The sequence below is a fragment of the Pseudomonas sp. GL-RE-29 genome (assembly GCF_019947275.1).
Taxonomy (GTDB): Bacteria; Pseudomonadota; Gammaproteobacteria; order Pseudomonadales; family Pseudomonadaceae; genus Aquipseudomonas; species Aquipseudomonas fluorescens_A.
In genome coordinates, this window is sequence record NZ_JAGYGD010000004.1 from 145838 (window position 1) to 171515 (window position 25678).

Annotated in this window: 21 protein-coding genes and 2 pseudogenes; 11 read left to right on the top strand and 12 right to left on the bottom strand. The window is 59.9% G+C overall.

What is annotated here, in order from left to right; all coding sequences use genetic code 11:
* Positions 1 to 155 precede the first annotated feature (155 nt).
* A complete protein-coding gene (locus KGB21_RS05440; RefSeq protein WP_223504076.1) occupies positions 156 to 980 on the top strand; it encodes an SDR family oxidoreductase in 825 nt (274 codons plus the stop codon).
* Between the two features lie 111 nt (positions 981 to 1091).
* Here the strand turns inward: KGB21_RS05440 and gbcB are convergent, their stop codons facing one another.
* Positions 1092 to 2192, bottom strand: coding sequence for a glycine-betaine demethylase subunit GbcB (gene gbcB, locus KGB21_RS05445; protein ID WP_034147748.1), 1101 nt, complete (start codon positions 2190 to 2192; stop codon positions 1092 to 1094).
* A gap of 296 nt (positions 2193 to 2488) precedes the next feature.
* Here gbcB and gbcA point away from each other — a divergent pair, with 296 nt between their 5' ends.
* Entirely contained in the window at positions 2489 to 3784 is a 1296-nt protein-coding gene (gene gbcA, locus KGB21_RS05450; protein WP_034147454.1) for a glycine-betaine demethylase subunit GbcA, read from the top strand.
* Between the two features lie 899 nt (positions 3785 to 4683).
* On the opposite strand, the gene KGB21_RS05455 is transcribed toward gbcA, so the two are convergent.
* The 8 genes and pseudogenes from KGB21_RS05455 to KGB21_RS05490 form a co-directional block, all read right to left on the bottom strand.
* On the bottom strand, positions 4684 to 5478 hold the full coding sequence (locus KGB21_RS05455; RefSeq protein WP_223504078.1) for an RHS repeat-associated core domain-containing protein: 795 nt from the start codon (positions 5476 to 5478) through the stop codon (positions 4684 to 4686).
* Positions 5479 to 5652: 174 nt separating this feature from the next.
* Positions 5653 to 6217: pseudogene (locus KGB21_RS05460) on the bottom strand (N-acetyltransferase family protein).
* Between the two features lie 136 nt (positions 6218 to 6353).
* Positions 6354 to 7124, bottom strand: a complete 771-nt coding sequence (locus tag KGB21_RS05465) for an electron transfer flavoprotein subunit beta (protein WP_223504080.1) — start codon at positions 7122 to 7124, stop codon at positions 6354 to 6356.
* 15 nt (positions 7125 to 7139) lie between these two features.
* Positions 7140 to 8360 (bottom strand): electron transfer flavoprotein subunit alpha/FixB family protein, encoded by a 1221-nt coding sequence (locus KGB21_RS05470; RefSeq protein ID WP_223504082.1) that lies wholly within the window; start codon positions 8358 to 8360, stop codon positions 7140 to 7142.
* A complete protein-coding gene (dgcB, locus tag KGB21_RS05475) occupies positions 8360 to 10306 on the bottom strand; it encodes a dimethylglycine demethylation protein DgcB (RefSeq protein WP_034147458.1) in 1947 nt (648 codons plus the stop codon). The genes KGB21_RS05470 and dgcB overlap by 1 nt, the downstream gene beginning before the upstream one ends.
* Positions 10307 to 10515: 209 nt before the next feature.
* Positions 10516 to 12576: a dimethylglycine demethylation protein DgcA gene (gene dgcA / locus KGB21_RS05480; protein WP_034147459.1), complete on the bottom strand. Its 2061-nt coding sequence runs from the start codon at positions 12574 to 12576 to the stop codon at positions 10516 to 10518.
* Between the two features lie 15 nt (positions 12577 to 12591).
* Positions 12592 to 13122: a DUF5943 domain-containing protein gene (locus tag KGB21_RS05485; protein WP_223504084.1), complete on the bottom strand. Its 531-nt coding sequence runs from the start codon at positions 13120 to 13122 to the stop codon at positions 12592 to 12594.
* Between the two features lie 78 nt (positions 13123 to 13200).
* A complete protein-coding gene (locus KGB21_RS05490) occupies positions 13201 to 14178 on the bottom strand; it encodes a dipeptidase (RefSeq protein ID WP_008033250.1) in 978 nt (325 codons plus the stop codon).
* A 221-nt stretch (positions 14179 to 14399) separates the two neighbouring features.
* Here KGB21_RS05490 and KGB21_RS05495 point away from each other — a divergent pair, with 221 nt between their 5' ends.
* From KGB21_RS05495 to KGB21_RS05505, 3 genes and pseudogenes are all read left to right on the top strand, one after another.
* Positions 14400 to 14801, top strand: a complete 402-nt coding sequence (locus tag KGB21_RS05495) for a lysozyme inhibitor LprI family protein (RefSeq protein WP_223504086.1) — start codon at positions 14400 to 14402, stop codon at positions 14799 to 14801.
* Positions 14802 to 14819: 18 nt separating this feature from the next.
* Positions 14820 to 15041: pseudogene (locus KGB21_RS05500) on the top strand (helix-turn-helix domain-containing protein); the annotation flags it as partial.
* 33 nt (positions 15042 to 15074) lie between these two features.
* The gene (locus tag KGB21_RS05505) at positions 15075 to 15491 is read left to right on the top strand and encodes a DUF3010 family protein (RefSeq protein ID WP_223504088.1); all 417 of its coding nucleotides are present in this window, start codon (positions 15075 to 15077) and stop codon (positions 15489 to 15491) included.
* 112 nt (positions 15492 to 15603) lie between these two features.
* On the opposite strand, the gene KGB21_RS05510 is transcribed toward KGB21_RS05505, so the two are convergent.
* Positions 15604 to 16548: a GlxA family transcriptional regulator gene (locus KGB21_RS05510; protein ID WP_034147463.1), complete on the bottom strand. Its 945-nt coding sequence runs from the start codon at positions 16546 to 16548 to the stop codon at positions 15604 to 15606.
* 209 nt (positions 16549 to 16757) lie between these two features.
* On the opposite strand from KGB21_RS05510, the gene KGB21_RS05515 reads away from it, so the two are divergent.
* From KGB21_RS05515 to KGB21_RS05540, 6 genes are all read left to right on the top strand, one after another.
* Positions 16758 to 17702 (top strand): choline ABC transporter substrate-binding protein, encoded by a 945-nt coding sequence (locus tag KGB21_RS05515; protein ID WP_034147464.1) that lies wholly within the window; start codon positions 16758 to 16760, stop codon positions 17700 to 17702.
* A gap of 74 nt (positions 17703 to 17776) precedes the next feature.
* Positions 17777 to 18664, top strand: coding sequence for a 3-keto-5-aminohexanoate cleavage protein (locus KGB21_RS05520; RefSeq protein ID WP_223504090.1), 888 nt, complete (start codon positions 17777 to 17779; stop codon positions 18662 to 18664).
* 134 nt (positions 18665 to 18798) lie between these two features.
* The gene (locus KGB21_RS05525) at positions 18799 to 19764 is read left to right on the top strand and encodes an L-carnitine dehydrogenase (protein WP_223504092.1); all 966 of its coding nucleotides are present in this window, start codon (positions 18799 to 18801) and stop codon (positions 19762 to 19764) included.
* A gap of 179 nt (positions 19765 to 19943) precedes the next feature.
* The gene (locus KGB21_RS05530) at positions 19944 to 20420 is read left to right on the top strand and encodes a thioesterase family protein (RefSeq protein WP_223504094.1); all 477 of its coding nucleotides are present in this window, start codon (positions 19944 to 19946) and stop codon (positions 20418 to 20420) included.
* A gap of 14 nt (positions 20421 to 20434) precedes the next feature.
* On the top strand, positions 20435 to 21598 hold the full coding sequence (locus KGB21_RS05535; protein WP_223504096.1) for a gamma-butyrobetaine dioxygenase: 1164 nt from the start codon (positions 20435 to 20437) through the stop codon (positions 21596 to 21598).
* Between the two features lie 368 nt (positions 21599 to 21966).
* The gene (locus KGB21_RS05540; RefSeq protein ID WP_034147469.1) at positions 21967 to 22230 is read left to right on the top strand and encodes a hypothetical protein; all 264 of its coding nucleotides are present in this window, start codon (positions 21967 to 21969) and stop codon (positions 22228 to 22230) included.
* 166 nt (positions 22231 to 22396) lie between these two features.
* Here KGB21_RS05540 and KGB21_RS05545 read toward each other — a convergent pair whose 3' ends face one another.
* The gene (locus KGB21_RS05545; RefSeq protein WP_150773583.1) at positions 22397 to 23500 is read right to left on the bottom strand and encodes a GlxA family transcriptional regulator; all 1104 of its coding nucleotides are present in this window, start codon (positions 23498 to 23500) and stop codon (positions 22397 to 22399) included.
* Between the two features lie 546 nt (positions 23501 to 24046).
* A complete protein-coding gene (locus tag KGB21_RS05550; protein ID WP_223504098.1) occupies positions 24047 to 25423 on the bottom strand; it encodes an L-serine ammonia-lyase in 1377 nt (458 codons plus the stop codon).
* Positions 25424 to 25678 lie beyond the last annotated feature (255 nt).

Below are 25678 nucleotides of genomic sequence, written 5' to 3' on the forward strand. Positions count from 1 at the left end.
CGGTCTGCCTGACAGACCGCATTTTCAGACGTTGGGTCTGCTTCGCAGCCCAGCGGGAGCAAGCTCCCTCGCCACAATGACCTTTTGCGCCTGAAGACATCGTCTACATTGTTTGTCGAGCCTCCGCTCACATAACAATAAGCAGGAGCGTACGCATGTCATTGCAAGGCAAAACCCTGTTCATTACCGGCGCCAGTCGCGGGATTGGTCGTGAGATCGCGCTGCGAGCCGCGCGTGACGGGGCCAATATCGTGATTGCAGCGAAAAGCGCCTCGCCGCATCCCAAGTTACCCGGCACGATTTTCAGCGTGGCCCAGGAAGTCGAAGCCGCCGGCGGCAAGGCGCTGGCCCTGCAAGTGGATGTGCGCGATGAAGACGCCGTGCATCAGGCCTTGGCCCAGGCCAACGAACATTTCGGCGGCATCGATGCGCTGGTCAACAACGCCGGGGCCATCAAGTTGACCGGGGTCCAGCACGTTGAACTCAAGCGCTTCGACCTCATGCACCAGATCAACACCCGCGCCGTACTGTTGTGCAGTCAGGCCGCGCTGCCCTATCTGAAAAAGTCCGGCGGACACATCCTCAATCTCTCGCCGCCGCTGAATCTCGCCACCAAGTGGTTCGCCCAATACAGCCCGTACACCGTGACCAAATACGGCATGAGCATGCTGACCCTGGGCATGAGCGAGGAATTCAAGAATTACGGGATCAGCGTCAATTCGCTGTGGCCGCAGACCATGATTGCCACGGCGGCGATCGAGTTTCAGCTAGGGTCACGGGAGTCGTTCAAGCATGCGCGAACGCCGGCGATCATGGCTGATGCGGCGCACATCATTCTGAGTAGCGCGAATCGCAGCCTGACCGGGCGGTTGCTGATTGATGAGGAAGTTTTGCGGGAGAACGGCGTGACCGAGTTCGATCATTACCGATTTGAACCCGACAGCGACGACAAGCTGATGCCTGACCTGTTTATCGACTGAACGCATTCCCCTGTAGGAGCTGTCGAGTGAAACGAGGCTGCGATCTTTTGATCTTAAAAAATCAAGATCAAAAGATCGCAGCCTTCGGCAGCTCCTACAGGGGTTAGGTGTTTAGAAATCGATGCGAACGTCGCCCTTCGGCACGCTGCAGCACGACAGGATGTACCCTTCGGCCTCGTCTTCCTCGGTGATCCCGCCGTTGTGTTCCATCTCCACTTCGCCGCCCAGTTTCAACACTTTGCAGGTTCCGCAAATGCCCATGCCACAGGCCTTCGGAATCAGCAGACCGGCCTTGGAAGCCGCCGCATGAACGGTCTCGCCCGGCGCCACGCGAATGCTCTTGCCGGAAGCGATGAACTCGACTTGATGCAGATCCGCCGCATCGACTTCCGGGGCATCGGCGGCTTGTTCGGCTTGTTCCACGGCGTCGGCGCGGGCTTCTGGCGGCGTCGCGCCAAACGACTCCTCGTGATAGCGCTTCATGTCGAAGCCAGCGCTCTCCAGCAGGCGCTTCACCGCGTTCATGTACGGCGTCGGGCCGCAGCAGAACACTTCGCGCTCAAGGAAGTCCGGCACCATCAGTTCCAGCATCTTGTGGTTCAGGTAACCGCGATAACCGGCCCACGGCTCGCCCAGACCATGCTTCTCGCAGATCAGGTGCAGGCTGAAGTTGTCGATCCGCGACGCCATGTGTTCCAGCTCGCGGTGGTAGATGATGTCTTTGGGCGAACGGGCGCTGTGGATAAACGTCATGTCGACGTTGCCGTTGGTGTCGTAGAACCAGCGCGCCATGGACATGCATGGGGTGATCCCTACGCCGCCGCTCAGGTACAACACTTTCGGGCTCGGGAAGTCGATGGCGTTGAACAACCCGACCGGGCCGTGTACCGCCAGCTCCTGGCCTTCGTGCAGGGTGTCGTGCAACCAGTTCGAGACCTTGCCACCCGGCACGCGCTTGATCGTCACCGAAAAGCTGTACGGTACCGAAGGCGAGCTGGAAATGGTGTACGAGCGCATGATCGGCTGGCCTTCAATCTCCAGCTCCAGCGTGACGAACTGCCCCGGTTTGAAGAAGAACAGGATTGGCTGATCGGCCATAAAGCAGAAGGTGCGCACATCCCAGGTTTCCTGGATGACTTTGACGCAACGGACGATGTGTCGACCATTGGCCCAGGTCTGGGTGGTTACCGGGTTCAGGAAGCTGTTGGACATGCTGATCTCCACGGCCGACTGTCGGCCTTCATGTTGGCGATTCTGCGTATAGCGCGAACCACCCATTTACCTATCTGCGACATTCACATGCTTATCGCGACCAGCCCCCAACTACCGGGGGTTGCGCGTCGGGAACAGATTGCATCATGTCGCCCATGGATAAGGTTCTGGCCAGCGCCGGCCCCACACTCGCCTCATACCAAGACACATTCCTTACACCTTGCGTAGCAACCCAAAGCAGCACACCTGATTAGCCACTTTCGCCGGCCACGCAGATGGCCATGAGGATTAAATCGATGGACGTCACTACTACCCTGAGCCTGGGCGATCCGCTGGAACCCGCACGCAAGGCCACCGCGCAGATGCTGCAAGAGCGCGAGCGCACGTTCTCCCTGCCACAGCCGTTCTACTCGGACGAGCGCCTGTTTGATATCGACATGCAGGAGATTTTCCAGAAAGAGTGGTTGATCGCCGGCATGACCTGCGAGATCCCGACCAAGGGCAACTACCTGACGCTTCAGGTCGGCAAGAACCCGATCATCGTGATCCGTGGCGCCGAAGGTGTAGTGCACGCGTTCCATAACGTCTGCCGCCACCGTGGCTCGCGCCTGTGCACCAGCGAAAAAGGCAAGGTCGCCAAACTGGTCTGCCACTACCACCAGTGGACGTACGAACTCGACGGTCGCCTGCTGTTCGCCGGCACCGAAATGGGCGCCGACTTCGACATGAAGCAGTACGGCCTCAAACCGGTGAACGTGAAGACCGCCGGCGGCTACATTTTCATCAGCCTGGCGGAGAACCCGCCGGCCATCGATGACTTCCTGTCGACGCTTAGCCATTACATGGAACCGTACGACATGGAAAACACCAAGGTGGCGATCACCACCACCTTGATGGAAAAGGCCAACTGGAAACTGGTGCTGGAAAACAACCGCGAGTGCTATCACTGCAACGCGTCGCACCCGGAACTGCTGAAAACCCTGCTGGAATGGGACGACGTCACCGACCCGCGCGCCGACCAGGCGTTCAAGGACCACGTGGCCGCCTCCGCCGCTGCCTGGGAAGCCGAGAAGATCCCTTACGCCCACGCCAGTTTCGGCCTGCGTAACCGCATCGTGCGCATGCCGCTGCTCAAGGGCACCGTGTCGATGACCCTGGACGGCAAACAGGGCTGCGCCAAACTCATGGGCCGCATCAAGAACCCGGACCTCGGTTCGATGCGCATCCTGCACCTGCCGCACTCGTGGAACCACTGCATGGGCGACCACATCATCGTGTTCACCGTGTGGCCGATCAGCGCCCAGGAAACCATGGTCACCACCAAGTGGATCGTGCACAAGGACGCGGTCGAAGGCGTCGACTACGACGTGGAGCGCATGCGCCAGGTCTGGGATGCCACCAACGACCAGGACCGTCGCCTGGCCGAAGAGAACCAGCGCGGGATCAACTCCACTGCGTATCAGCCGGGGCCTTATTCCAAGACCTATGAGTTCGGTGTGGTGAACTTTGTGGATTGGTACAGCGAGCGTCTGTTGAGCAATCTGGGGGCTGAGCCAGCGCCTTATCTCAAAGGGGTTCCGGTTAGCGGCTAAAAATCAAAAGCATCGCGAGCAAGCTTGCTCCTTGGTTTGGGTCGTTCACAGAATGTGTGTACCACTCAGGTTATTTGTAGGAGCAAGCTTGCTCGCGATAGCGTCAATCCTCGCAATACATCCCCATCTGACTCGCCACTAATTTAGAACTGTACGAAATATGACCTATTCCGTTCAGCGCTATGCCCTGCGCGCCTCTCAGCCTTCCGCAAACAAGTTATCAACACCTCCACCCACAGCAAATGGGGACAAGTGTGGAAAGGCTGAAAACTTTCTTCACAGAAACCGAAGAAAATCCGTGACTTATCCAGAATTAACGTTTTCAACAGCGACTGATCATTAATTGATCAAACCGCTACAACTCACGGATTTAGTGGCCTGCAGAGGATCGCGAACACCTTATCCACAGAAGCGCCAACAGACTTTGGGTACAACTTCGGCGTCTCTGTGGAAAACCGTTGAAAGCCGCGAATTTTCTACGCCTGCGGAGGTTTTACCCACTCGAAACGACACTTTGGTCAAGTTTTAACCAGAAGTCTGAAAGGCTCGATTCATAAGGCCTGCAGCGGTAAGCGAACATCTTATCCACAGAAGCGCCAACAGAGATTGGGGGCAAGTATGAACACCCAGAACCCTTTCCCCTCAGGAAAAAGCATTGGAAAACCGCAAGTTACGCTGGTTGTTTTTTGATCTAACGCTTACGGGCCGCGGTTTGCATGGGCCGTAGCGAGGGGCGAACATGTTATCCACAGAAGCGCTAACAGGGATTGTGGGTAAACAGCTCGGGCAACGCTGAAAATGTTCAAACTCGGTTCAAGCAGGATCGACCCGTCTTCAGCCGGGTATCGCGCATTGATCCAGACGACCAGCGCACAGTAAAAATGAGCTCAACGAAATCTTTAATTCCTGATAGTCATGGTTTCATGTGCTAGAGACTTCTCAACGGCCACATTAAACTGCTTGGGCGGTTGAACGACCGATGGAGAATCTCCCAAACCCAGGATATTTTTGACGTTATCCTTTACCGTTTTCCACAAATGGTTACTGTGGAATGCGTTCTTGAGCGCAACAGCTCCGCGCGTCGCCGCACCAGCCAACAACGCTGTTGTCCCGGTAGCGTTGACATAGGCTCCTGCGGAGTATCCCGCTATCTGCATGGCTGCTCCGACAGCACTGCCAACGGAACCGGCGAGACTGATACGGGTAGCGCCTAAAGCCACTCCTGAAACCTTGGGCCCCAGGATCATGCCAATCGGAACCACCGAGTGCAGCGCGACGGTCAGGCCTCGCTGAACCAATGGAAGAAGAGGCCATTGACCCGTTGGATCCGAGTAGTTGACAGGGTCACCCTGACAATAGGCATAGGCATTCACCCCGCCCTTCCCAAACGGACTCAACCGATCCGGGCTGTGAAACCGCATCAGCAACGGGTTATAGACGCGATAGCCATTGCCCAGGTGATACCACCCGGTTGATCGTTCCTTGAGCTGCCCATTGAATCCCAGATGCGTCGCTGCCTGGCTAACGCCACTCTGCAAACCATGGGGGGAATAAACGAAGGGATTCGAACCACGCTGATCCAGTTCGCCGAGAACGCTTTGCTGCACGTCACTGGTCAGCAACAGGATTCGGGAGTACAGCGGCACTGCTGCGGGCGAGTGCTTTACACATTGAATCGAGAGGGAGTTGGGCATCGACAGCGTCCTTGAGAAGACCTGAATAACCCGCCATGCCTGTCTGTTTCTGGCCCGCAAACGCCCTGGCCCTGCTGGTGAAGGAGGGTATTAACTCTGCGATACCCTAACAAACAAACTGCAACGCCAACACTATCAGTTCTGCTAGGGGTCCGCCCGTTACGGAGCCTCCCGCTAAGGCCGATACATCAAATAAGCCTCACCGGTGACCCGAATCATCGGATGCGGCGTGATCTGGCAGGTATCGACAATACGAAAGCCATGGCGCTCATAGAAACGCCGGGCGCCGGTGTTGGCGGCATAGTCGATCAGGCTCAGGCCATTGAGCCCGAGCTGGCTGGCGCGGTCGTAAGCGTAGGCAAGAAACTGCTTGCCCAGCCCCTGATTTCGCCAGCCCTCGTGCAGTGCCAGGCTGGAAATGTAGAGTGTGTCCGGGATTTCCATCTTGGCATACGGCGCCAGCACCGGATCGGTCACCGGCGCTGCAAACGGGTCGTGACGCATCACGTAACTGTGCAGCATGCCAATGATGTTCCCGCCCGCCTCGGCGATCAGGCAGTTCTGCCAGGAGAAATCCACACCGTCACGGGCGTAACGGAGTGCACCGACGTCCAATAGCTCCTGGCCGGGCTCGGCCCTGGCTCCAGATGTAATCCGCAGCACCCTCCGATGAAATCTGGAACAACCGCGCAATCTCTCGCGCATCCGCGCGCACTGCCGAGCGAAATTCAACTGCCATTGCTTTTCCTTGTGGGATTGCTCGCGGTAACAAGCCAACCTCCATGCAGGAGCTGCCGAAGGCTGCGATCTTTTGATCTTGCTTTTAAAAAATCAAAGTCTAAAGATCGCAGCCTTCGGCAGCTCCTACAGAAGCATCAGCGGACCACGCCTTCTTCGATCAGCAACTTGAGGATGGCCTCGGCCCCCGCCTGCGCCGTCACGCCCTTGAGCACTTGCCCACCGCCGCCGCTAGCCTTGGCCGTCGCCGCTTTCATTCGATCGGCGCCGCTCTTGGCCTTGATCACCTTCAAGCGTTTAGGCCGTGGTTTTGCTGGTTGCAGGGTCGCGACCGCCAGCAGTTCATCGTTGACGATCTCCACTTCATCGGCCTGCAACACCCCCCGTCGGGCCGGACCGTAGGCGCTCTGCCGAGGCTTGGGCGCTGCGTTATCCACAGTCGCGAGGAACGGCAAACGAACCTTCAAGCGACGGCGCTGACCACGGGGCAAGGCTTGCAGCACCAGCGCCGAAGCGCCGTCGATGGACTCAACCTGTGCCAGCCCCACCACCAGCGGCCAACCCAGACTTTCCGCCAACAGGAACGGCAACATGCCCGAGCCTTCACCGGTTTCCGCCTGGCTGCCGGTCAGCACCACTTGTGCCCCGGCATCACGCAAATACGCGGTCAACGCCGGCAACGCATCGGCGCCCTCCGGTTGTTCCAGCACGTGCAACTGCTCAAGCCCCATGCCCAGATAAGCGCGCAACGCAGGCTCGGCGACGTCGCCGGCATGCAGCACCTGCAAGTTATCCCCAGCCAGTTGCAGACCCAGCTCCACCGCCCTCGCATCCTGTTCCGCGCGACGTGGCCGGCCGGAAGTCGGGTGGGCACCAATGGACACCAGGCTGATGATTTTCGTGCTCATAACCCTTTCCTTCCCTTAAGCCGCATCGCGCTTGGCGTCGTTGCGGTAAGCCGCTACCGCATCGATCAAGGCTTGAAGAATCTCGGCGCTTTCGCCGATCACCGACAGGTCGGCCCGTTTGATCATGTCGCAGCCAGGGTCGAGGTTGATCGCCACCACCTTGTCGCAGGCACCGATGCCTTGCAGGTGCTGGATCGCCCCGGAAATCCCCACCGCCACATAGACGCGAGCGGTGACCCAGGTGCCGGAGGCGCCGACCTGACGATCGCGAGCCATGAAGCCGTCGTCCACCGCCACGCGGGACGCACCTTCGGTGGCGCCCAACGCTTCAGCCGTTCTGTGGAAAAGTCCCCAGTCCTTGACCCCGTTCCCGCCAGAGAAAATGAACTCGGCTTCGGCCATCGGAATCGCCGCCGGATCCACCGCCACCGCGCCCAGATCCTCAATGCGCGACAAGCTGCGCGCTACGGCTGTGGATAACTCCACCGGCAAGGCTTCGTGTCGGGTTTCGCTGACGGGTTCGGCACATTCGACGGCAGCCAGAATCAGCCGAGCGACCGGGCGGGCCAGGTCTTGCAAACCGGCACCAGCACGGCCGATGCACTCTTCGTCTTTGACCTGCCAGACCCGCGTAGCCGGACGTTCGCCCAGGGCCGCGGCAAAGCGTCGACCGAGTTCGCCGCCACCGGTGCGGCTGTCAGGGAGCAACCAGTGACGTGGACTGAACTGGTTATCCACAGCCCGCAAGCCCTGGACCCGTTGCTCCGGTGCATAACCACTGAATTCCTCGCCTTCCAGCACCAGCAAGCGGTCGACGCCAGCGGTCGCGAAGGCGCTCTCTTTGTGTTCGCCGAAGACCACGACCAACACCGCGCCGTCGTTGCCAGCCAATTGATGAGCCAGACCGAGCAAGTCACGGTCGTGGCTGCTCAAGCGGCCACCGACCATGTCCGGTACAACGCTGATGTAAAATGCCGGTGCGGGCACTTGATGCAATGGCAACTGAACTTCGACGGCGGCCGAGCGTTTGCTCGTGCCGCCCTGCTGAGCGCCACTGCGGTCTATGCGTTTAATGCCGTTGGGACCGATAAAACCGATGCCATGGGGATTCTTGCGGATGACGCCGTTCGGTCCCATCCAGCTGTGCTGCGCCGGTTGCATGGCCGCGTGCAGCGGATGCAGGCGGTTACGGGCGATCCATTCGGCGCGGGGGTCGCGGCGGATAATGTCGCTCATCAGTGCACCTCCGCTGGTTCACGTTTGGCCGGGGTGGTCGACTTCGGCGCTTCGTCTTCGAGCAACGCGTCGGCCACCAGTTCGGCGATGTCCTTGATCAGTGGCCGAGGTTCGACCACGCCTTCGAGCATCGCCGTGCACTGTGGACAACCCACGGCCACCAGTTCGGCTCCGGTCTCGCGGATGTCTTCCATGCGCATGTCGGGGATCCGTTGCTTGCCCGGGATGTCGGTGATCGGCGCACCGCCACCACCGCCGCAGCAGCGCGAACGGAATCCGGAGCGTTGCATCTCTTTCACTTCGATCCCGAGTGCGCGCAGTACTTCGCGCGGTGCCTCGTACTCGCCGTTGTAGCGGCCGAGGTAGCACGGGTCGTGATAGGTCACGCTGTTGCCTTTGTGTTGGCCGAGGTTCAATGCGCCGGCACCGATGATTTCCGCCATGTAGGTGCTGTGGTGCTGCACCAGGTAGTTGCCATCGAATGCGCCATATTCGTTTTTCAGCACGTGGAAGCTGTGCGGATCGCAAGTGACGATGCGGTTGAAGCTGTATTTGGCCAGGGTCTGGATGTTGCGCTTGGCCAGCAACTGGAAAGTCGCTTCGTCGCCCAGGCGTCGGGCCACGTCACCGCTGTCACGCTCTTCCAGACCAAGTACCGCGAAGTCGACCTTTGCTGCTTTCAGCACTTTGACGAAGGCGCGCAGGGTGCGCTGGTTGCGCATGTCGAAGGCGCCGTCGCCGACCCAGAACAGCACGTCGACGGATTTCTTCTCACTCATCAGGTTGAGGTTCAGGTCCGCCGCCCAGTTCATCCGTCCGCCCGGTGCGAAACCGCCCGGGTTGTCGGTAGCGATCAAGTTCTCCAGAACTTCCGCGCCCTTGTTCGGTGTGGCGCCTTTTTCCAGAGTCAGATGGCGGCGCATGTCGACGATGGCATCGACGTGCTCGATCATCATCGGGCATTCCTCGACGCAGGCGCGGCACGTGGTGCACGACCACAGCGTCTCGGCATCCACCAGACCATTGACGATCGGCTGATGCGGGTTGCCCGCGTGTTCGCCGATTGGCTTGCCGGGATACGGACTGCCGGCGAACTTGGCGTCGGTGCCACCGGCGAGGCCGACGACCATGTCCTGAATCAGTTTTTTCGGATTCAACGGCTGGCCGGCGGCGAAGGCCGGGCATGCCGCTTCGCATTTACCGCACTGCACGCAGGCGTCGAAACCGAGCAGCTGGTTCCAGGTGAAATCCTTGGGTTTTTCCACGCCCAGCGGTGCGCTCGGGTCATTCAGGTCCAGCGGTTTCAAACCGGTGGAACGGCCACCGCCAAAGCGCTCGGCGCGACGGTGCCAGGCCAGGTGCAGGGCACCGGCGAAGGCGTGCTTCATCGGCCCGCCCCAGGTCATGCCGAAGAACAATTCCGACACGCCCCACAGCACGCCAATGCCGAGAATCGCCGCGACCAGCCAGCCACCGAAGTTTTCCGGCAGGATTCCGGCCACCGGCAGGGTCAACAGGAAGAACGATGCCGAGAACGCCAAAAGACTTTTCGGCAGGCGCATCCACGGGCCTTTGGACAAACGGCTTGGTGGGTTGCGCCGACGCAGGTACATAAAGATCGCACCGACGAACATCACCGCCGACATCAGCAGCAGCGCGTAACCGAGGATGCGGTTATGCAGGCCGAAACCGTGCACCAGAATCGCCAGCACAATCGACGCCACCGCACCGCCCGCCGTGGCGACGTGGGTGTTGGCGATGTACTTGTCCCGCGCGACCACGTGGTGCAAGTCGACCATGTAACGCTTGGGCATGGCGAACAGGCCGCCGATCAGGTCGACCTTGGAGGCCCGGCCCCGGCGCCACATGGCTACCCGCCGCAACGCGCCGAGAACCGCAAGGCCCAGGGCAGCGAACAACAGGATTGGAAGAAGGGTGTTCAACATGGTGGAGCTCCCAAAGACCTCGGGGTCGTGTGCGTGCCGGTAAGAGCAACGCACCTACTTGTGGCGAGGGAGCTTGCTCCCGCTGGAGCGCGGAGCGCTCCCAAAACAGCCGCAGTTGCATATCTGATGCACCTCGACTGCAGGTTTTGGGGCCGCTTCGCAACCCAGCGGGAGCAAGCTCCCTCGCCACAGGTGATGGTGGTTATCCGCTAGAAATCCTTGCACAACCGCAACGCGTCGTAGATGGCCGCGTGCACGTTGCGCTGGGCCACGCAGTCGCCGATGCGGAACAGCAGGTAGCCGTCACCGCTCTGCTCAAGGCATGGCTGCGGCTTGATCGCGAACAAGGCTTCGACGTCGATCTGGCCTTTGTTGCGCGAGCCTTCCTTCATCGCGTAGTAGATTTCCTCGTCCGGGCGCACACCGTTTTCGATGACCACCTGGTCCACCACCCGCTCCTCTTTGGCGCCGGTGTATTCGTTTTCCAGCACCGCCACCAGCTTGTCGCCTTCGCGGTAGACCTTCTCCAGCATCATGTCGCCGGTCATGATCACCTCTTTCGGGTACATGCTGCGGTAGTAAGTCGGGAACGACGTACCGCCAATCGCGACGCCCGGCTTGATGTCGTCGGTGACGATCTCGACCTGGCTGCCCTTGTCGGCGATGAAGTCGGCGGTGGACATGCCGGTAAATTCGCAGATGGTGTCGTAGACCAGCACGTTCTTGCCCGGTGCAACCTTGCCGTCGAGGATGTCCCAGCTGCTGACCACCAGGCCTTCAGCCGCGCCCCAGTGTTCGTTCTGCTCGATGAACGGATGACCGCCGACAGCCAGCACCACCACGTCCGGACGCAGGTCCATGATGGTCGGCGCATCCGCCGCGGTACCCAGGCGCAGGTCGACTTTCAAGCGCGCCAGTTCCAGTTGATACCAGCGGGTGATACCGGCGATCTGGTCCCGTTGCGGCGCTTTCGAAGCGGTGGTGATCTGCCCGCCGATGAATTCTTTCTTCTCGAACAGTGTCACGTCGTGGCCACGTTCGGCAGCCACGCGAGCCGCTTCCATCCCCGCAGGACCGGCACCCACGACCACCACTTTGCGCTTCACGCCGGTGGTTTTTTCGATGATGTGCGGCAGCCCCATGTATTCACGGGAAGTCGCGGCGTTCTGGATGCACAGCACATCCAGACCTTGATACTGACGGTCGATGCAGTAGTTGGCGCCGACGCACTGCTTGATCTGGTCGATCTGGCCCATCTTGATCTTGGCGATCAGGTGCGGGTCGGCGATGTGCGCACGGGTCATGCCGACCATGTCGACGTAGCCGCCTTCCAGAATACGCGTGGCCTGGTTCGGGTCCTTGATGTTCTGCGCGTGCAGCACCGGAACCTTGACCACTTCCTTGATGCCGGCAGCCAAGTGCAGAAACGGCTCCGGTGGATAACTCATGTTCGGAATCACGTTGGCCAGGGTGTTGTGGGTGTCGCAACCCGAACCCACGACGCCGAGAAAATCCAGCATGCCGGTGTCGTCGTAATACTTGGCGATCTGCTTCATGTCCTCATGGGACAGGCCGTCCGGGTGGAACTCGTCGCCACAGATACGCATGCCCACGCAGAAATCGTCACCGACCTCGGCGCGCACGGCTTTCAACACTTCCAGACCGAACTTCATGCGGCCTTCGAAACTGCCGCCCCACTCGTCGGTACGCTTGTTGACCCGCGGGCTCCAGAACTGGTCGATCATGTGCTGGTGCACCGCCGACAGTTCGACGCCGTCCAGGCCACCGGCCTTGGCGCGGCGTGCTGCCTGCGCATAGTTGCCGATCACCCGCCAGATCTCTTCCGGCTCGATGGTTTTGCAAGTGGCACGGTGCACCGGCTCGCGCACACCGGACGGCGACATCAGCGTCGGCCAGTTGAAGCCGTCCCAACGGGAGCGACGGCCCATGTGGGTAATCTGGATCATGATCTTGGCGCCGTGCTTGTGCATGGCATCGGCCAGATTCTGGAAGTGCGGAATGATCCGGTCGGTGGACAGGTTCACCGAGCTCCACCATTCCTGCGGGCTGTCGATGGCTACCACGGACGAGCCGCCGCAGATCGCCAGGCCGATCCCGCCCTTGGCCTTCTCTTCGTAATACTTGACGTACCGGTCGGTGGTCATGCCGCCGTCGGTCGCGTAGACCTCGGCGTGCGCGGTGCTGAGCACGCGGTTGCGGATGGTCAGTTTGCCGATCTGGATCGGCTGGAACATTGCTTCGAAAGCCATGGCGGGTTCCTCGACTTACAACGGCTTGACGATGAACAAGCCGTCTTCGTGGCCCTCTTCGGAGCCACCGTAGACTTGCTCGGCCACGGTGCGAATCTGGCTGCCGCGAGCGGCGAGGATCTGGTCCATCGCGCCGGCAAACCAGCCGGTGAACATGTAATCAACCTTGCGCCCGACCTTGCCGTACACGTACACGAACGCCGAGTGTTCGAGCTTGACGCTGGCGGTACCTTTGTCGAGGTCGATGTCCTGGATCTTGAACAGGCCCCAGCCGCGTTGCGACAGACGCTTCATGTAGTGTTCGAACACCGCAACGCCTTCCAGGCCGTGGCATTCAGCTTCTTTTTCACACCAGTGCCAGGCGGACTTGTAGCCAGCCTTGTAGAGGATGTGGGCGTAGGCTTCGGCGCCCAGCACTTCCTCGATGCCCATGTGGTTGTTGACGAAGAAATGGCGCGGTACGTACAGCATCGGCAGGGCGTCGGAGGTCCAGACACCGGTTTCGCTGTCGACTTCGATAGGCAATTGCGGGGCGATCTTGGCCATGGAAACTTAACTCCAGAAAAATTTTGGTGTTGCCCCCGGCACGGACGGCCGGGGGAAAGGATTCAGAAGTGCGGCGGCTTATTCGCCCCAAACGTCTTTCAAAACATTGACCCAGTTCTCGCCCATGATCTTGCGCACCACACGCTCGGAATGGCCGCGCTTGAGCAGGGTTTCGGTCAGGTTCGGGAACTCGCCGACGGTGCGGATGCCCAGCGGGTTGATGATCTTGCCGAAGCTGGTCAGGCGGCGGGCGTAGCCCTTGTCGTGGGTCAGGTATTCGAAGAAGTCCTGGCCGTGGCCCTGGGTGAAGTCGGTGCCGATGCCGATGGCGTCTTCGCCGACGATGTTCATGGTGTATTCGATGGCTTCGGCGTAGTCGTCGATGGTCGAATCGATGCCCTTGGCGAGGAACGGCGCGAACATGGTCACGCCGACGAAACCGCCGTGGTCGGCGATGAACTTCAGTTCTTCATCGGACTTGTTGCGCGGGTGGATTTTCAGGCCCGACGGCAGGCAGTGGGAGTAGCACACCGGCTTCTTCGATTCGAGGATGACTTCTTCGGAAGTCTTGGAACCGACATGGGACAGGTCGCACATCACGCCAACGCGGTTCATCTCGGCGACGATTTCACGACCGAAGCCCGACAGACCGCCGTCGCGCTCGTAGCAACCGGTGCCGACCAGGTTCTGGGTGTTGTAGCACATCTGCACGATACCGACGCCCAGCTGCTTGAACACCTCGACGTAGCCGATCTGGTCTTCAAACGCGTGGGCGTTCTGGAAGCCGAAGAGGATGCCGGTCTTGCCCTGCTCCTTGGCCTTGCGGATGTCGGCGGTGGTGCGCACCGGAATCACCAGGTCGCTGTTCTCGCGGATCAGTTTCTGGCTGGCGGCAATGTTGTTGACGGTGGCCTGGAAGCCCTCCCACACCGACACGGTGCAGTTGGCTGCGGTCAGACCGCCCTTGCGCATGTCTTCGAACAGCTCACGGTTCCACTTGGCAATAATCAGCCCGTCGATAACGATACTGTCGGCGTGCAATTCGGCTGGGCTCATCAGGCTGTCCCCTTATTAGCGATTCATGCGCCGAATCGTCTGCCGGCGCTTTGGGGCCAGCATATGCCTGAGCACCGGGGCGACCGGGTGCAAAAACGACAGGGGGTTTGCCGAAAGCGTCAATCTGCGACAAAGGGTCGTCGCCGGGCGCAATCAGCGCCCTGTTCAAGGCCCCGCGCTTGGGCCAGAATTCGCCGCATTACTAAATTTGGGGCGATGTAATGAAATCGATCTTCCTGGTTTTGGCACTGATGGCGACTGGCGTACACGCGGCTGAAGAAGCCGACGACAACCCCTGCGACAAAGTCGAAAACGACATCCAGACCCTGGAATGCTCGGCCTTCAGCAAAACCACCGCCGAAGACCTGCTGAGCGAAAACTACAAAAGCCTGAACGAGCGCATGCAGTCGCTCTACGGCAAGAACCCGTCGCAACTGACCGACATCACCGCCAAAATCAAAGCCGCCCAGCAACAATGGCTGAAAACCCGCGACGCCGATTGCGCCGTCGAAGCCTTCCCGGCCACAGCGGGCAGCAAGGCGTTCACGATTGCGCAGAATGATTGCGTGGCACGGATGAGTGATGAGCGGTCGGAGTTTTTGGAGTCGATTGGGCAGGAGTAACCACAAAGGATGGAAAACAGCATGATCCCTCACGAAGTTGTCAGCCGCATTGTCGATGGAGCGCTGCCAGTACGCGCCTGGCGCGAACACTTGAACCTTACACAGGATGAAGTGGCCAAACGCATGGGCATCTCCCAACCGGCCTTCGCCCAGCAGGAAACGGTCGCAAAGCCGCGCAGAGCGACTCGCGAGAAAATCGCGGCGGCTTTTGGCATCAACGCCAGTCAACTTGAGCTGTAAGCTTCACGCCTTCAGCCAGAAAAGGGATTCAACATGAAAGTCTGCGGCATCGAAATCAAAGGCAGCGAAGCGATCATTGCCGTGGCCGACCTCGAAGGCTCGGCGCTGAGCCATGTAGCGCTCGCCACCAAGAAAATTGCCCTCGACGATGACGACGAAGCCGCCAACGTCAAAGTCTTCGCGGCTCAGGTTGCTTCGTTCGTGCGCGAGAATTCGATTGATCGGATCGCGATAAAAAAACGCAGCAAGAAAGGTGAGTTTGCCGGTGGGCCGACGACGTTCAAGATCGAGGGGGTTTTCCAGTTGCTGGAGAATTGTGAGGTGACGCTTTTGTCGCCACAGACGATCAATGCGCAAGCCAAGAAGCACGGTTTTGAGCCGCCGACGACGTTGAACAAATATCAGCATGAGGCGTACAAGGCGGCGTGTTCGGCGTTGATGAAGAAATAACCGCAACACATCCTGTGTAGGAGCCGGCTTGCTGGCGATGAAGCCAGTGGCATCATGGTGATCTTTCGTTTGCCATCGCCAGCAAGCCGGCTCCTACAGGTTCCCCGGGTGTTTATGCTTTCGCGGTACGCCGATCCTCTCGCGGACAACGCTCAAACTTCGCCCGATAACTGCGGGTGAAATACGATGGCGATTCAAACCCGCAGGCAATACTCACTTCCAACACGCTCATGTCGGTCTGTCGCAGCAACTGCCGCGCTTTTTCCAGCCTTAATCGCAGATAGAAATTGCTCGGTGTGTCGTTGAGATGCAGACGAAACAGCCGCTCTAGCTGCCGCCGCGTCACCTTGATCGATTCCGCCAATTCCAGCGTACTCAACGGCGGTTCGCTGTGTTGCTCCATCTCACCGATGACCTGCACCAGTTTCTTGTTGCTGATCCCATATCGCGTGGCAACTTCCATGCGCTGGTGGTCTTTGCGCGGGCGGATGCGCCCGAGCACGAATTGCTCGCTGACCTGGATCGCCAGTTCCGGGCCGTGGGCCTGGGCGATCAGATCCAGCATTAAATCAATGGAAGCGGTACCGCCCGCAGAGGTAATACGCCGACGGTCGATCTCGAACAGCTCCTGGGTGACGCTGAGCTGCGGATAGGACTCCTTGAAGGCGTCGATGGCTTCCCAGTGCAGGGTCAGGCGATGGCCGTCGAGCAGGCCCGCCTCGGCGAGGATGAAACTGCCGGTGTCGATGGCGCCGAGGGTCACGCCTTCGTTGTCCAGCCGCCGTAGCCAGTGTTCCAGCGCTGGAGTGGTGAACTTCAACGGCTCGAAGCCGGCGACCACCAATAATGTCGCTCCTTTTTTCAACGGCTCCAACGCTGCATCGGCGTTAACCGACATGCCGTTACTGGCCAAAACCGCGCCACCATCGGCGCTCAGCACATGCCAGCGATACAGCTCACCACGAAAACGATTGGCGACCCGCAGCGGCTCGATGGCCGAGATAAATCCAATGGCCGAGAAACCCGGCATCAACAAGAAATAGAAATCCTGGGACATGGAGCGTACTCGATGGCACGTAACGTGAGGACGGGTAGCGTGAGGATGTTGATACGCCACTTGCCACAGGCATTCAAGAGGACAGGTCGCTGCAGTGCAAGTGCTGGTCGCCGCAGTGCGCTTTCATGGCTGATTTGCTGCGTAACGTGTCATCACCGGCGCATCAGACGCCGGAACTCACAATAATGAAACTGCCGAGGAACCTGAGAATGAAACGACTGATCAGCAGCTGTGTTCTTGCACTCAGTGGTACCGCTTTGCTGAGCGCCAGCGTCATGGCCGCCGAACCCGCCTCTTGCCAGAATGTGCGCATGGGCGTGGTGAACTGGACCGACGTCATCGCCACGAGCGCGATGACCCAGGTATTGCTCGATGGCCTCGGCTACAACACCAAACAAACCAGTGCGTCCCAGCAAATCATCTTCGCCGGGATTCGCGATCAGCGCCTGGACCTGTTCCTGGGTTACTGGAACCCGCTGATGACCCAGACCATCACCCCGTTCGTCGACGCCAACCAGGTCCAAGTGCTTGAAGCGCCCAGCCTGAAAGATGCCCGCGCCACCCTCGCCGTTCCGACCTACCTCGCCGACAAAGGCCTGAAAACCTTCGCTGACATCGCCAAGTTCGAAAAAGAACTGGGCGGCAAGATCTACGGCATCGAGCCGGGCTCGGGCGCCAACACCCAGATCAAGGCGATGATCACCAAGAACCAGTTCGGCCTCGGCAAGTTCCAGTTGGTCGAGTCCAGCGAGGCCGGCATGCTCGCCGCGGTGGATCGCGCCGTGCGCCGCAAGGAAGCCGTGGTGTTCTTCGGCTGGGCGCCGCACCCGATGAACGTCAACGTGCAAATGACCTACCTCACCGGCAGCGAAGACGCCCTCGGCCCGGACGAAGGCATGGCCACGGTGTGGACCGTCACCGCGCCTAAATACGCCGAACAATGCCCGAACATCGGCCGCCTGCTGAGCAATCTGACGTTCACCGCCGAAGATGAGAGCCGGATGATGCAGCCGTTGCTGGATCACAAGGACGCCTTCGAATCGGCAAGGCAATGGCTGAAAGACCATCCGCAAGACAAGCAGCGCTGGCTCGAAGGCGTCACTACCTTCGACGGCAAACCGGCGGCTGAAAATCTGAAACTGACCAGCAAGTAAACCTCATTTGAACCACCGACTCGCAGCCCGACAGGGCTGCGAACGGGACCACTACGCCTGAAGGAAACCGCCACATGAACCACGACGTCATCATCACCTGCGCACTCACCGGTGCTGGCGACACGACCGCCAAGAGCCCACACGTGCCGGTCACCCCGAAACAGATCGCCGCTGCCGCCGTGGAAGCCGCCAAGGCCGGCGCCACCGTGGTGCACTGCCACGTTCGCGACCCGCAAACCGGCAAGTTCAGCCGTGACGTGGCGCTCTACCGCGAAGTGATGGAGCGCATCCGCGAGGCCGACGTCGACATCATCGTCAACCTCACCGCCGGCATGGGCGGCGACTTGGAAATCGGCGCGGGCGAGAGCCCGATGGAGTTCGGTCCGAACACCGATCTGGTCGGCCCGCTGACCCGCCTGGCCCATGTCGAAGAATTGCTACCGGAAATCTGCACCCTCGATTGCGGCACCCTGAACTTCGGCGATGGCGACACCATTTACGTCTCCACCCCGGCCCAGCTGCGTGCTGGCGCCAAACGCATTCAAGAGCTGGGCGTTAAGGCCGAGCTGGAAATCTTCGACACCGGTCACCTGTGGTTCGCCAAGCAGATGATCAAGGAAGGCTTGCTCGACAACCCACTGTTCCAGCTCTGCCTGGGCATTCCATGGGGGGCACCGGCGGACACCACCACCATGAAAGCCATGGTCGACAACCTGCCGGCCGATGCCGTGTGGGCCGGCTTCGGCATCGGTCGCATGCAAATGCCGATGGCGGCGCAAGCGGTGCTGCTGGGCGGCAACGTTCGGGTCGGACTGGAAGACAACCTGTGGCTGGACAAGGGCGTGCTGGCGACCAACGGCCAACTGGTCGAACGCGCCAGCGAAATCCTCAGCCGCCTCGGCGCCCGCGTACTGACCCCGGCTGAAGGCCGCAAAAAAATGGGCCTGACCCAACGCGGCTGAGCCCCACACAACAAAACCTGTAGGAGCTGCCGAAGGCTGCGATCTTTTGATCTTGTTTTTTAAAAAGCCAAAGTCAAAAGATCGCAGCCTTCGGCAGCTCCTACAGGATTCAGCGAATCTTTTAGGACGCCACAATGACCTTCATTACCGATATCAAAACCTTCGCTGCGCTGGGCAGCGGCGTCATCGGCAGCGGCTGGGTGTCTCGCGCCCTCGCCCACGGCCTGGATGTGGTGGCCTGGGACCCGGCGCCCGGTGCCGAAGCCGCCCTGCGCAAACGCGTGGCCAATGCATGGGGCGCGTTGGAGAAACAAGGCCTGGCACCCGGCGCCTCGCAAGATCGCCTGCGCTTCGTCGACACCATCGAAGAATGCGTGCGCGACGCCGACTTCATCCAGGAAAGTGCTCCGGAACGCCTGGAGCTGAAACTGGAACTGCACAGCAAAATCAGCGCGGCGGCCAAGCCTGATGCCCTGATCGGTTCGAGCACCTCCGGCTTGTTGCCGAGCGAATTCTACGAGAGCGCCACGCACCCGGAACGCTGCGTTGTCGGCCATCCGTTCAACCCGGTTTACCTGTTGCCATTGGTGGAGGTGGTCGGCGGTAAAAACACTGCGCCGGAAGCGGTTCAAGCAGCGATGAAAGTCTATGAATTCCTCGGCATGCGCCCGCTGCACGTGCGCAAGGAAGTGCCGGGGTTCATCGCCGACCGTTTGCTCGAAGCGCTATGGCGCGAGGCCTTGCACCTGGTCAACGACGGCGTGGCGACCACTGGCGAAATCGACGATGCAATTCGTTTTGGCGCGGGTCTGCGCTGGTCGTTCATGGGGACGTTCCTGACCTACACTCTGGCCGGCGGCGATGCCGGCATGCGCCACTTCATGGCGCAGTTCGGCCCGGCGCTGCAGTTGCCGTGGACTTATCTGCCGGCGCCGGAACTGACCGATAAGTTGATTGATGACGTGGTGGATGGCACCAGTGATCAACTCGGCAAGCACAGCATTTCGGCATTGGAGCGCTATCGTGATGACTGCCTGCTCGCGGTGCTGGAGGCAGTGAAGACCACCAAAGAGAAGCATGGGATGGCGTTTGCCGAATAACCGCAGTCACCTGTGGCGAGGGAGCTTGCTCCCGCTCGGCCGCGCAGCGGTCGTAAAACCAGTGAATGCGATCTGTCTGTTATGCCGCGTTTCGAGGTTTTGGGACTGCTTCGCAGTCCAGCGGGAGCAAGCTCCCTCGCCACAAATGTGTATGCCAGCAACTATCTGTGGAGTGCTTTATGCCCACCCTCACCACCTACCAGACCAGAATCATCCCCGACTGGGTCGACTACAACGGCCACCTGCGCGACGCCTTCTACCTGCTGATTTTCAGCTACGCCACCGATGCGTTGATGGATCGCCTCGGCATGGACAGCAACAACCGCGAAGCCAGCGGTAATTCACTGTTCACCCTGGAACTACACCTCAACTATCTGCATGAAGTGAAGCTCGACGCTGATGTCGAAGTGCGCACGCAGATCATCGCCCACGACGCCAAACGTCTGCACCTCTATCACAGCCTGTATTTGATAGGCGATGACAAGGAGCTGGCAGGCAACGAGCAAATGCTGCTGCACGTCGACCTCGACGGACCGCGCTCCACGCCGTTCAGCGAAGTAACGTTGGGCAAGCTGCAAGCCATCGTCGCTGAGCAAGCCGATCTGCCAACCCCTGAATACATCGGCCGAGTAATCGCGTTACCACCCCAAAAATAACAAGGAGATCGCCATTGAACACCGCCGCCGCTTTTGCCGACTTCCGTACTTATCCGTTGATCAGCGCGCTGACAGGCGTTGAGGCCATAGCGGATCGTGTTCTGGTGAAGTGGGCCGACGACCGTGTCAGCCCGTTTCATCATCAATGGCTGCGGGACAACTGCCCGTGCCCGCAATGCGTCTACACGGTGACCCGTGAGCAGGTGCTGGAAATCGTCGACGTGCCGGAAAACCTGACACCTGCCGAAACCCGCATCGATGCCGAAGGTTGCCTGTGCGTGCAGTGGCAGGACGATCACCTCAGCCGCTTCGATCCTGGCTGGTTGCGCGCCCACGCTTACGACGACGAGTCCCGTGCCGAGCGCCGCGCCGGCAAGGCGAAAGCCAAACTCTGGCGCAGTGATTTGCAGCTGCCAGTGTTCGATTACCAAGCGCTGATGAGCGACAACGAAGCCTTGTTGCAATGGCTGCTGGCGGTGCGTGACGTCGGCCTGACCCAGGTTCGTGGCGTACCGACCGAGCCCGGCTCCTTGAAGCTGATCGCCCAGCGCATTTCCTTCATCCGCGAGAGCAATTTCGGCGTGCTGTTCAACGTGCAATCCAAGGCTGATGCCGATAGCAATGCCTACACCGCGTTCAACTTGCCGCTGCACAGCGATCTGCCGACTCGCGAGCTGCAACCGGGGCTGCAATTCCTTCATTGCCTGGTCAATGATGCCGAGGGTGGCGAGAGCATTTTTGTCGACGGTTTTGCCATCGCCGAAGCGTTACGCCTGGAAGATCCCGAGTCGTTCAAGAGTCTCTGCGAGATCCCCGTGGAATTCCGCAATAAAGACCGTCACAGCGACTACCGCTGCCTGGCGCCGATCATCGCGCTGGATCCTTTGGGGCAGGTGTCGGAAATTCGCATGGCGAACTTTTTGCGGGGTCCGTTTGATGCGTCGGTGGAGCAGATGCCCAAGCTTTATCGTGCGTATCGACGGTTTATTGCGATGACCCGCGAGCCCCGGTTCCGGTTGATGCAAAGGCTCAATCCGGGCGAGTTGTGGTGCTTCGACAACCGCCGCACTTTGCACGCGCGCAATGCGTTTGATCCCGCCACCGGGGCGCGGCATTTCCAGGGGTGTTATGTGGATCGGGATGAGTTGTTGTCGCGGATCCTCGTTTTGCAACGCTAGACCGCGTCATCGTTCATCGCGGGCAAGCCCGCTCCCACAGGTTTTTGCGATCCCTGTGGGAGCGGGCTTGCCCGCGATGGCGTCCGAACAGGCAACACAAAATCCCGGATTCACAGGCAAAAAAAACCCCGATCAAGCCGTGACAGGATCGGAGCTGAGGAGGGTACTGTTGAGGAGCCGTTGCGCGAGGGTGACCAAACCTTCGTGAAGCGAGCTGGGTCCAGTGTGCCGACTCTCTTCGCAGGCAAATAGCCCGAAAACGACCTGTTCATAGTCATTGCGGCCATTGCGACAAATCGCCCTTGCCGCCACTCCGTGCCACTACCAGAATCGAGCCACGACACCGTTCCCTGAAGAAGGATTGCGTCATGATGTACGCCGATTTGATAGACCAGGAAGACCTGTTGGGCCAACTGAAAGCGTTGGGATTTCAAGTACCGAGCGGCGCCACGGCCGAGCAGGCTTGTGAATGTGCAGTGCGGGGTTTGAACATCGAACGGGCAACCGAGTTGCGGACCATGGTCAAGCAGATGTACACCAGCAGCGCGACCATCCTGCCGGCGGTACGTCAGGCCATCGACAAGCAGTTGCTGCCGGCGTTGGCGGAGTTTCAGCAGAGCCGTAGCGCCTGAGGGCCGAGGTGTAACACTCTGTGGCGAGGGAGCTTGCTCCCGCTCGAGCGCGAAGCGGTCGAAAACCCGGTAAATGCAACCTACCGGGAAGATCGCATATACCGGACTTGGGGCTGCTGCGCAGCCCAGCGGGAGCAAGCTCCCTCGCCACAAAAGCGCCTCTGCTTTAGAGCCTTACGCTGGCAAACGTCGACTCATTACGCGCTTGGCTCAGCGCCGACAACGGCCCGGACAACGGCGACAGCACCAGCGCTTGCGGCAGCGGCATCATCGCCACTTGCTGCGTGGTGTTGGACCCAACGCGCTCGTCACGCGGCGGAATGCCGAAGTATTCGCGGTAGCACTTGGAGAAGTGCGGCGTGGACACGAAGCCGCACACCGACGCCACTTCGATGATCGACATCGGCGTTTGCTTGAGCAGTTGCCGCGCGCGGATCAGGCGCAGCTTCAAGTAGTAACGCGACGGCGAGCAATGCAGGTATTTCTGGAACAACCTTTCCAGCTGACGACGGGACACGGCGACGTACACCGCCAGTTCGTCGAGGTCGATCGGCTCTTCGAGGTTGGCTTCCATCAGCGCAACGATTTCCTGCAACTTCGGCTGGTTGGTGCCGAGCATGTGCTTGAGCGGCACACGCTGGTGATCCTGTTCGTTGCGAATGCGCTCGTAGACGAACATCTCCGAAATCGCCGCCGACAGTTCACGGCCGTGATCGCGACTGATCAGGTGCAACATCATGTCCAACGGCGCGGTGCCACCGGAGCTGGTGAAGCGGTTACGGTCGAGGGTAAACAGGCGGGTACTCATGGCCACACGCGGGAAAGCTTCCTGCATCGCCGCCAGACATTCCCAGTGCACGCTGCAATCGAAACCGTCCAGCAGGCCGGCACAGGCCAGGGCCCAACTGCCGGTGCACACTGCGCCGAGGCGACGGGACTGACGCGCCTGGCTTTGCAGCCATGACACGTGTTCGCGGGTAACAGTGCGTTGAATACCGATACCGCCGCAGACAATCACTGTGTCCAGGGCGGGGGCTTTGTGCATGGAGGCATCAGGGGTGATTTGCAGACCGTCACTGGCCCAGACCTGACCGCCATCGACGGTGAGGGTGGTCCAGCGATACAACTCGCGACCGGACAATTGGTTGGCCATGCGCAGAGGTTCGACTGCGGAAGCCAGAGAAATCAGCGTGAAATTGTCCAGCAGCAAAAAGCCGATGGATTGAGGCGCACGGTTCTGGGGTTGGGCCCCGGAGTTGAACGACGTCATCGCGGTATCTCCTCACACAAAGCGGGTGATGGCCTCAGGCGGAGGCTCTTGTTATCGCCATCGTTCTCGCGTGGGAGACGGGCTTTGTAATGACAGAGCAATTGCCATGCCTAAATTTGAATGTGCGTTCAATAACTCCTAAAAACGACGTCGGAATGTGTCTATATAAGACACGCAGTGAGTAGGGGTTATAAGTGCCATCAGGCAAGGCAAACGTGCTGTCCCGTTGCGTGTGAGCAAATCGGTAGCACTTGTGGGAACAGGGCTGCGAGCAGCCCGTAAAGAGTGTCACCGCAGGCACAGGTGACGGATGGTCAGGCCGGGGAAGGACCTGATTTTGAAGTCAGTTACTTATCTGTGAGCGACGCGCCAAAAGGTGGCGCGCCTGGGATTGCGTGTTCACTTAGCGCGCAGTTTTGACTGGTCTCGGTTGGAAAAGTGCTTTCCGTGGCGAGGGAGCTTGCTCCCGCTGGGGCGCGAAGCGACCCCAAGATTTTTACGACTGCTGCGCAGCCGAGCGGGAGCAAGCTCCCTCGCCACAGGGTCTCAACACTCAACCGCGCTAACCGCCAATCCACCCCGCGATGTCTCTTTGTATTTGTCATGCATATCAGCACCGGTATCGCGCATGGTGCGGATCACCCGGTCCAGCGAGATAAAGTGCTGACCGTCACCGCGCAATGCCATCTGCGCCGCGTTGATCGCTTTCACCGCGGCAATCGCGTTGCGCTCGATGCACGGCACTTGCACCAGCCCGCCCACCGGGTCGCAGGTCAGACCGAGGTTATGTTCCAAACCAATTTCCGCCGCGTTGCACAGTTGCTCCGGCGTGGCGCCGAGGATTTCCGCCAGCCCCGCTGCTGCCATGGCGCAAGCCGAGCCGACCTCACCCTGGCAACCGACTTCGGCGCCGGAAATCGAAGCGTTTTTCTTGCACAGAATCCCGACCGCTGCCGCGCCGAGGAAGTAGTCGACGACGTTGGCGTCGGTCACGTCTTCGCTGAACTTCATGAAGTAGTGCAACACCGCCGGAATGATCCCCGCCGCGCCATTGGTCGGTGCCGTGACCATGCGCCCGCCGGCCGCGTTTTCTTCGTTGACTGCCAGGGCGAACAGGTTGACCCATTCCATGGCGCTAAGCGTGGAGCCGATCACGTTGGGTTTATTCAGCTCCTGCAAACTGCGATGCAGCTTGGCCGCGCGCCGACGCACATTCAGGCCGCCAGGCAATATGCCCTCGTGCTTGAGGCCGTGCTCGACGCAATCCTGCATGGCGCGCCAGAGCGTCATCAGGCCGCTGCGAATTTCTTCCTCACTGCGCCAAACCTTCTCGTTGGCCAGCATCAATTCGGCCACGCGCAGGTTGTGCGTTTTGCACAGTTCCAGCAGCTCGGCGGCGCTGGAAAAATCGTACGGCAATACGGTGCGATCAAGGTCAACGACGCCGCTTGAAGCCTGGGCTTCGTCGACGACAAAACCGCCGCCGACCGAATAATAAGTGTCGCGATGCAACTCACCGTCATCGCCTTCGACAATCAGGGTCATGGCGTTGGGATGGAACGGCAGGTTTTCGTCGATCAGGCGCATGTCCCGAGCCCAGATGAACGGCACTGACACGCGACCGTCGAGCAACAGGGTGTCGGTTTCGCGCAGGGTGGCGATGCGAATGCCGATTTGCGACGGATCGATCGCATCCGGCCACTCGCCCATCAGGCCCATGATCACCGCGTTGTCGCTGCCGTGGCCGATACCGGTGGCGGACAACGAACCATAGAGCTGAACTTCGACGCGCCGCACTTGCTCAAGCAACCCCCGCTCACGCAAACCCTGCACGAACAGCGCTGCCGCCCGCATAGGCCCCACGGTGTGCGAACTGGAAGGGCCGATGCCGATTTTGAACAGGTCGAAAACACTGATAGCCATTACTGCCGAACTCCTGGATGAGCCTGATCCAGACGCAAAAGCGCCCGGTGGCGGAGCTGCTACGCTCAAGCTGCAATCCGCCGAGATGGCCGCATCATCAGGCTTTTGTCATGTCGTTCGACGTCTCACACCGACGCACTCATGCCCACTAACGCCGCGTGCGTTTTGCGCCATGTTTTCGCCGTTTTTTTGCGAATCAGAAGGGGAAATGGGGCTGAAAAAATCTGTAAACGACGTCACTGACACTGGATACGA

Excerpts from the sequence above, each read along its gene's own strand:
- KGB21_RS05440 (WP_223504076.1), top strand. The coding sequence starts at position 156 with ATGTCATTGCAAGGCAAAACCCTGTTCATTACCGGCGCCAGTCGCGGG.
- gbcB (WP_034147748.1), bottom strand. The coding sequence starts at position 2,192 with ATGTCCAACAGCTTCCTGAACCCGGTAACCACCCAGACCTGGGCCAAT.
- gbcA (WP_034147454.1), top strand. The coding sequence starts at position 2,489 with ATGGACGTCACTACTACCCTGAGCCTGGGCGATCCGCTGGAACCCGCA.
- KGB21_RS05455 (WP_223504078.1), bottom strand. The coding sequence starts at position 5,478 with ATGCCCAACTCCCTCTCGATTCAATGTGTAAAGCACTCGCCCGCAGCA.
- KGB21_RS05465 (WP_223504080.1), bottom strand. The coding sequence starts at position 7,124 with ATGAGCACGAAAATCATCAGCCTGGTGTCCATTGGTGCCCACCCGACT.
- KGB21_RS05470 (WP_223504082.1), bottom strand. The coding sequence starts at position 8,360 with ATGAGCGACATTATCCGCCGCGACCCCCGCGCCGAATGGATCGCCCGT.
- dgcB (WP_034147458.1), bottom strand. The coding sequence starts at position 10,306 with ATGTTGAACACCCTTCTTCCAATCCTGTTGTTCGCTGCCCTGGGCCTT.
- dgcA (WP_034147459.1), bottom strand. The coding sequence starts at position 12,576 with ATGGCTTTCGAAGCAATGTTCCAGCCGATCCAGATCGGCAAACTGACC.
- KGB21_RS05485 (WP_223504084.1), bottom strand. The coding sequence starts at position 13,122 with ATGGCCAAGATCGCCCCGCAATTGCCTATCGAAGTCGACAGCGAAACC.
- KGB21_RS05490 (WP_008033250.1), bottom strand. The coding sequence starts at position 14,178 with ATGAGCCCAGCCGAATTGCACGCCGACAGTATCGTTATCGACGGGCTG.
- KGB21_RS05495 (WP_223504086.1), top strand. The coding sequence starts at position 14,400 with ATGAAATCGATCTTCCTGGTTTTGGCACTGATGGCGACTGGCGTACAC.
- KGB21_RS05505 (WP_223504088.1), top strand. The coding sequence starts at position 15,075 with ATGAAAGTCTGCGGCATCGAAATCAAAGGCAGCGAAGCGATCATTGCC.
- KGB21_RS05510 (WP_034147463.1), bottom strand. The coding sequence starts at position 16,548 with ATGTCCCAGGATTTCTATTTCTTGTTGATGCCGGGTTTCTCGGCCATT.
- KGB21_RS05515 (WP_034147464.1), top strand. The coding sequence starts at position 16,758 with ATGAAACGACTGATCAGCAGCTGTGTTCTTGCACTCAGTGGTACCGCT.
- KGB21_RS05520 (WP_223504090.1), top strand. The coding sequence starts at position 17,777 with ATGAACCACGACGTCATCATCACCTGCGCACTCACCGGTGCTGGCGAC.
- KGB21_RS05525 (WP_223504092.1), top strand. The coding sequence starts at position 18,799 with ATGACCTTCATTACCGATATCAAAACCTTCGCTGCGCTGGGCAGCGGC.
- KGB21_RS05530 (WP_223504094.1), top strand. The coding sequence starts at position 19,944 with ATGCCCACCCTCACCACCTACCAGACCAGAATCATCCCCGACTGGGTC.
- KGB21_RS05540 (WP_034147469.1), top strand. The coding sequence starts at position 21,967 with ATGATGTACGCCGATTTGATAGACCAGGAAGACCTGTTGGGCCAACTG.
- KGB21_RS05545 (WP_150773583.1), bottom strand. The coding sequence starts at position 23,500 with ATGACGTCGTTCAACTCCGGGGCCCAACCCCAGAACCGTGCGCCTCAA.
- KGB21_RS05550 (WP_223504098.1), bottom strand. The coding sequence starts at position 25,423 with ATGGCTATCAGTGTTTTCGACCTGTTCAAAATCGGCATCGGCCCTTCC.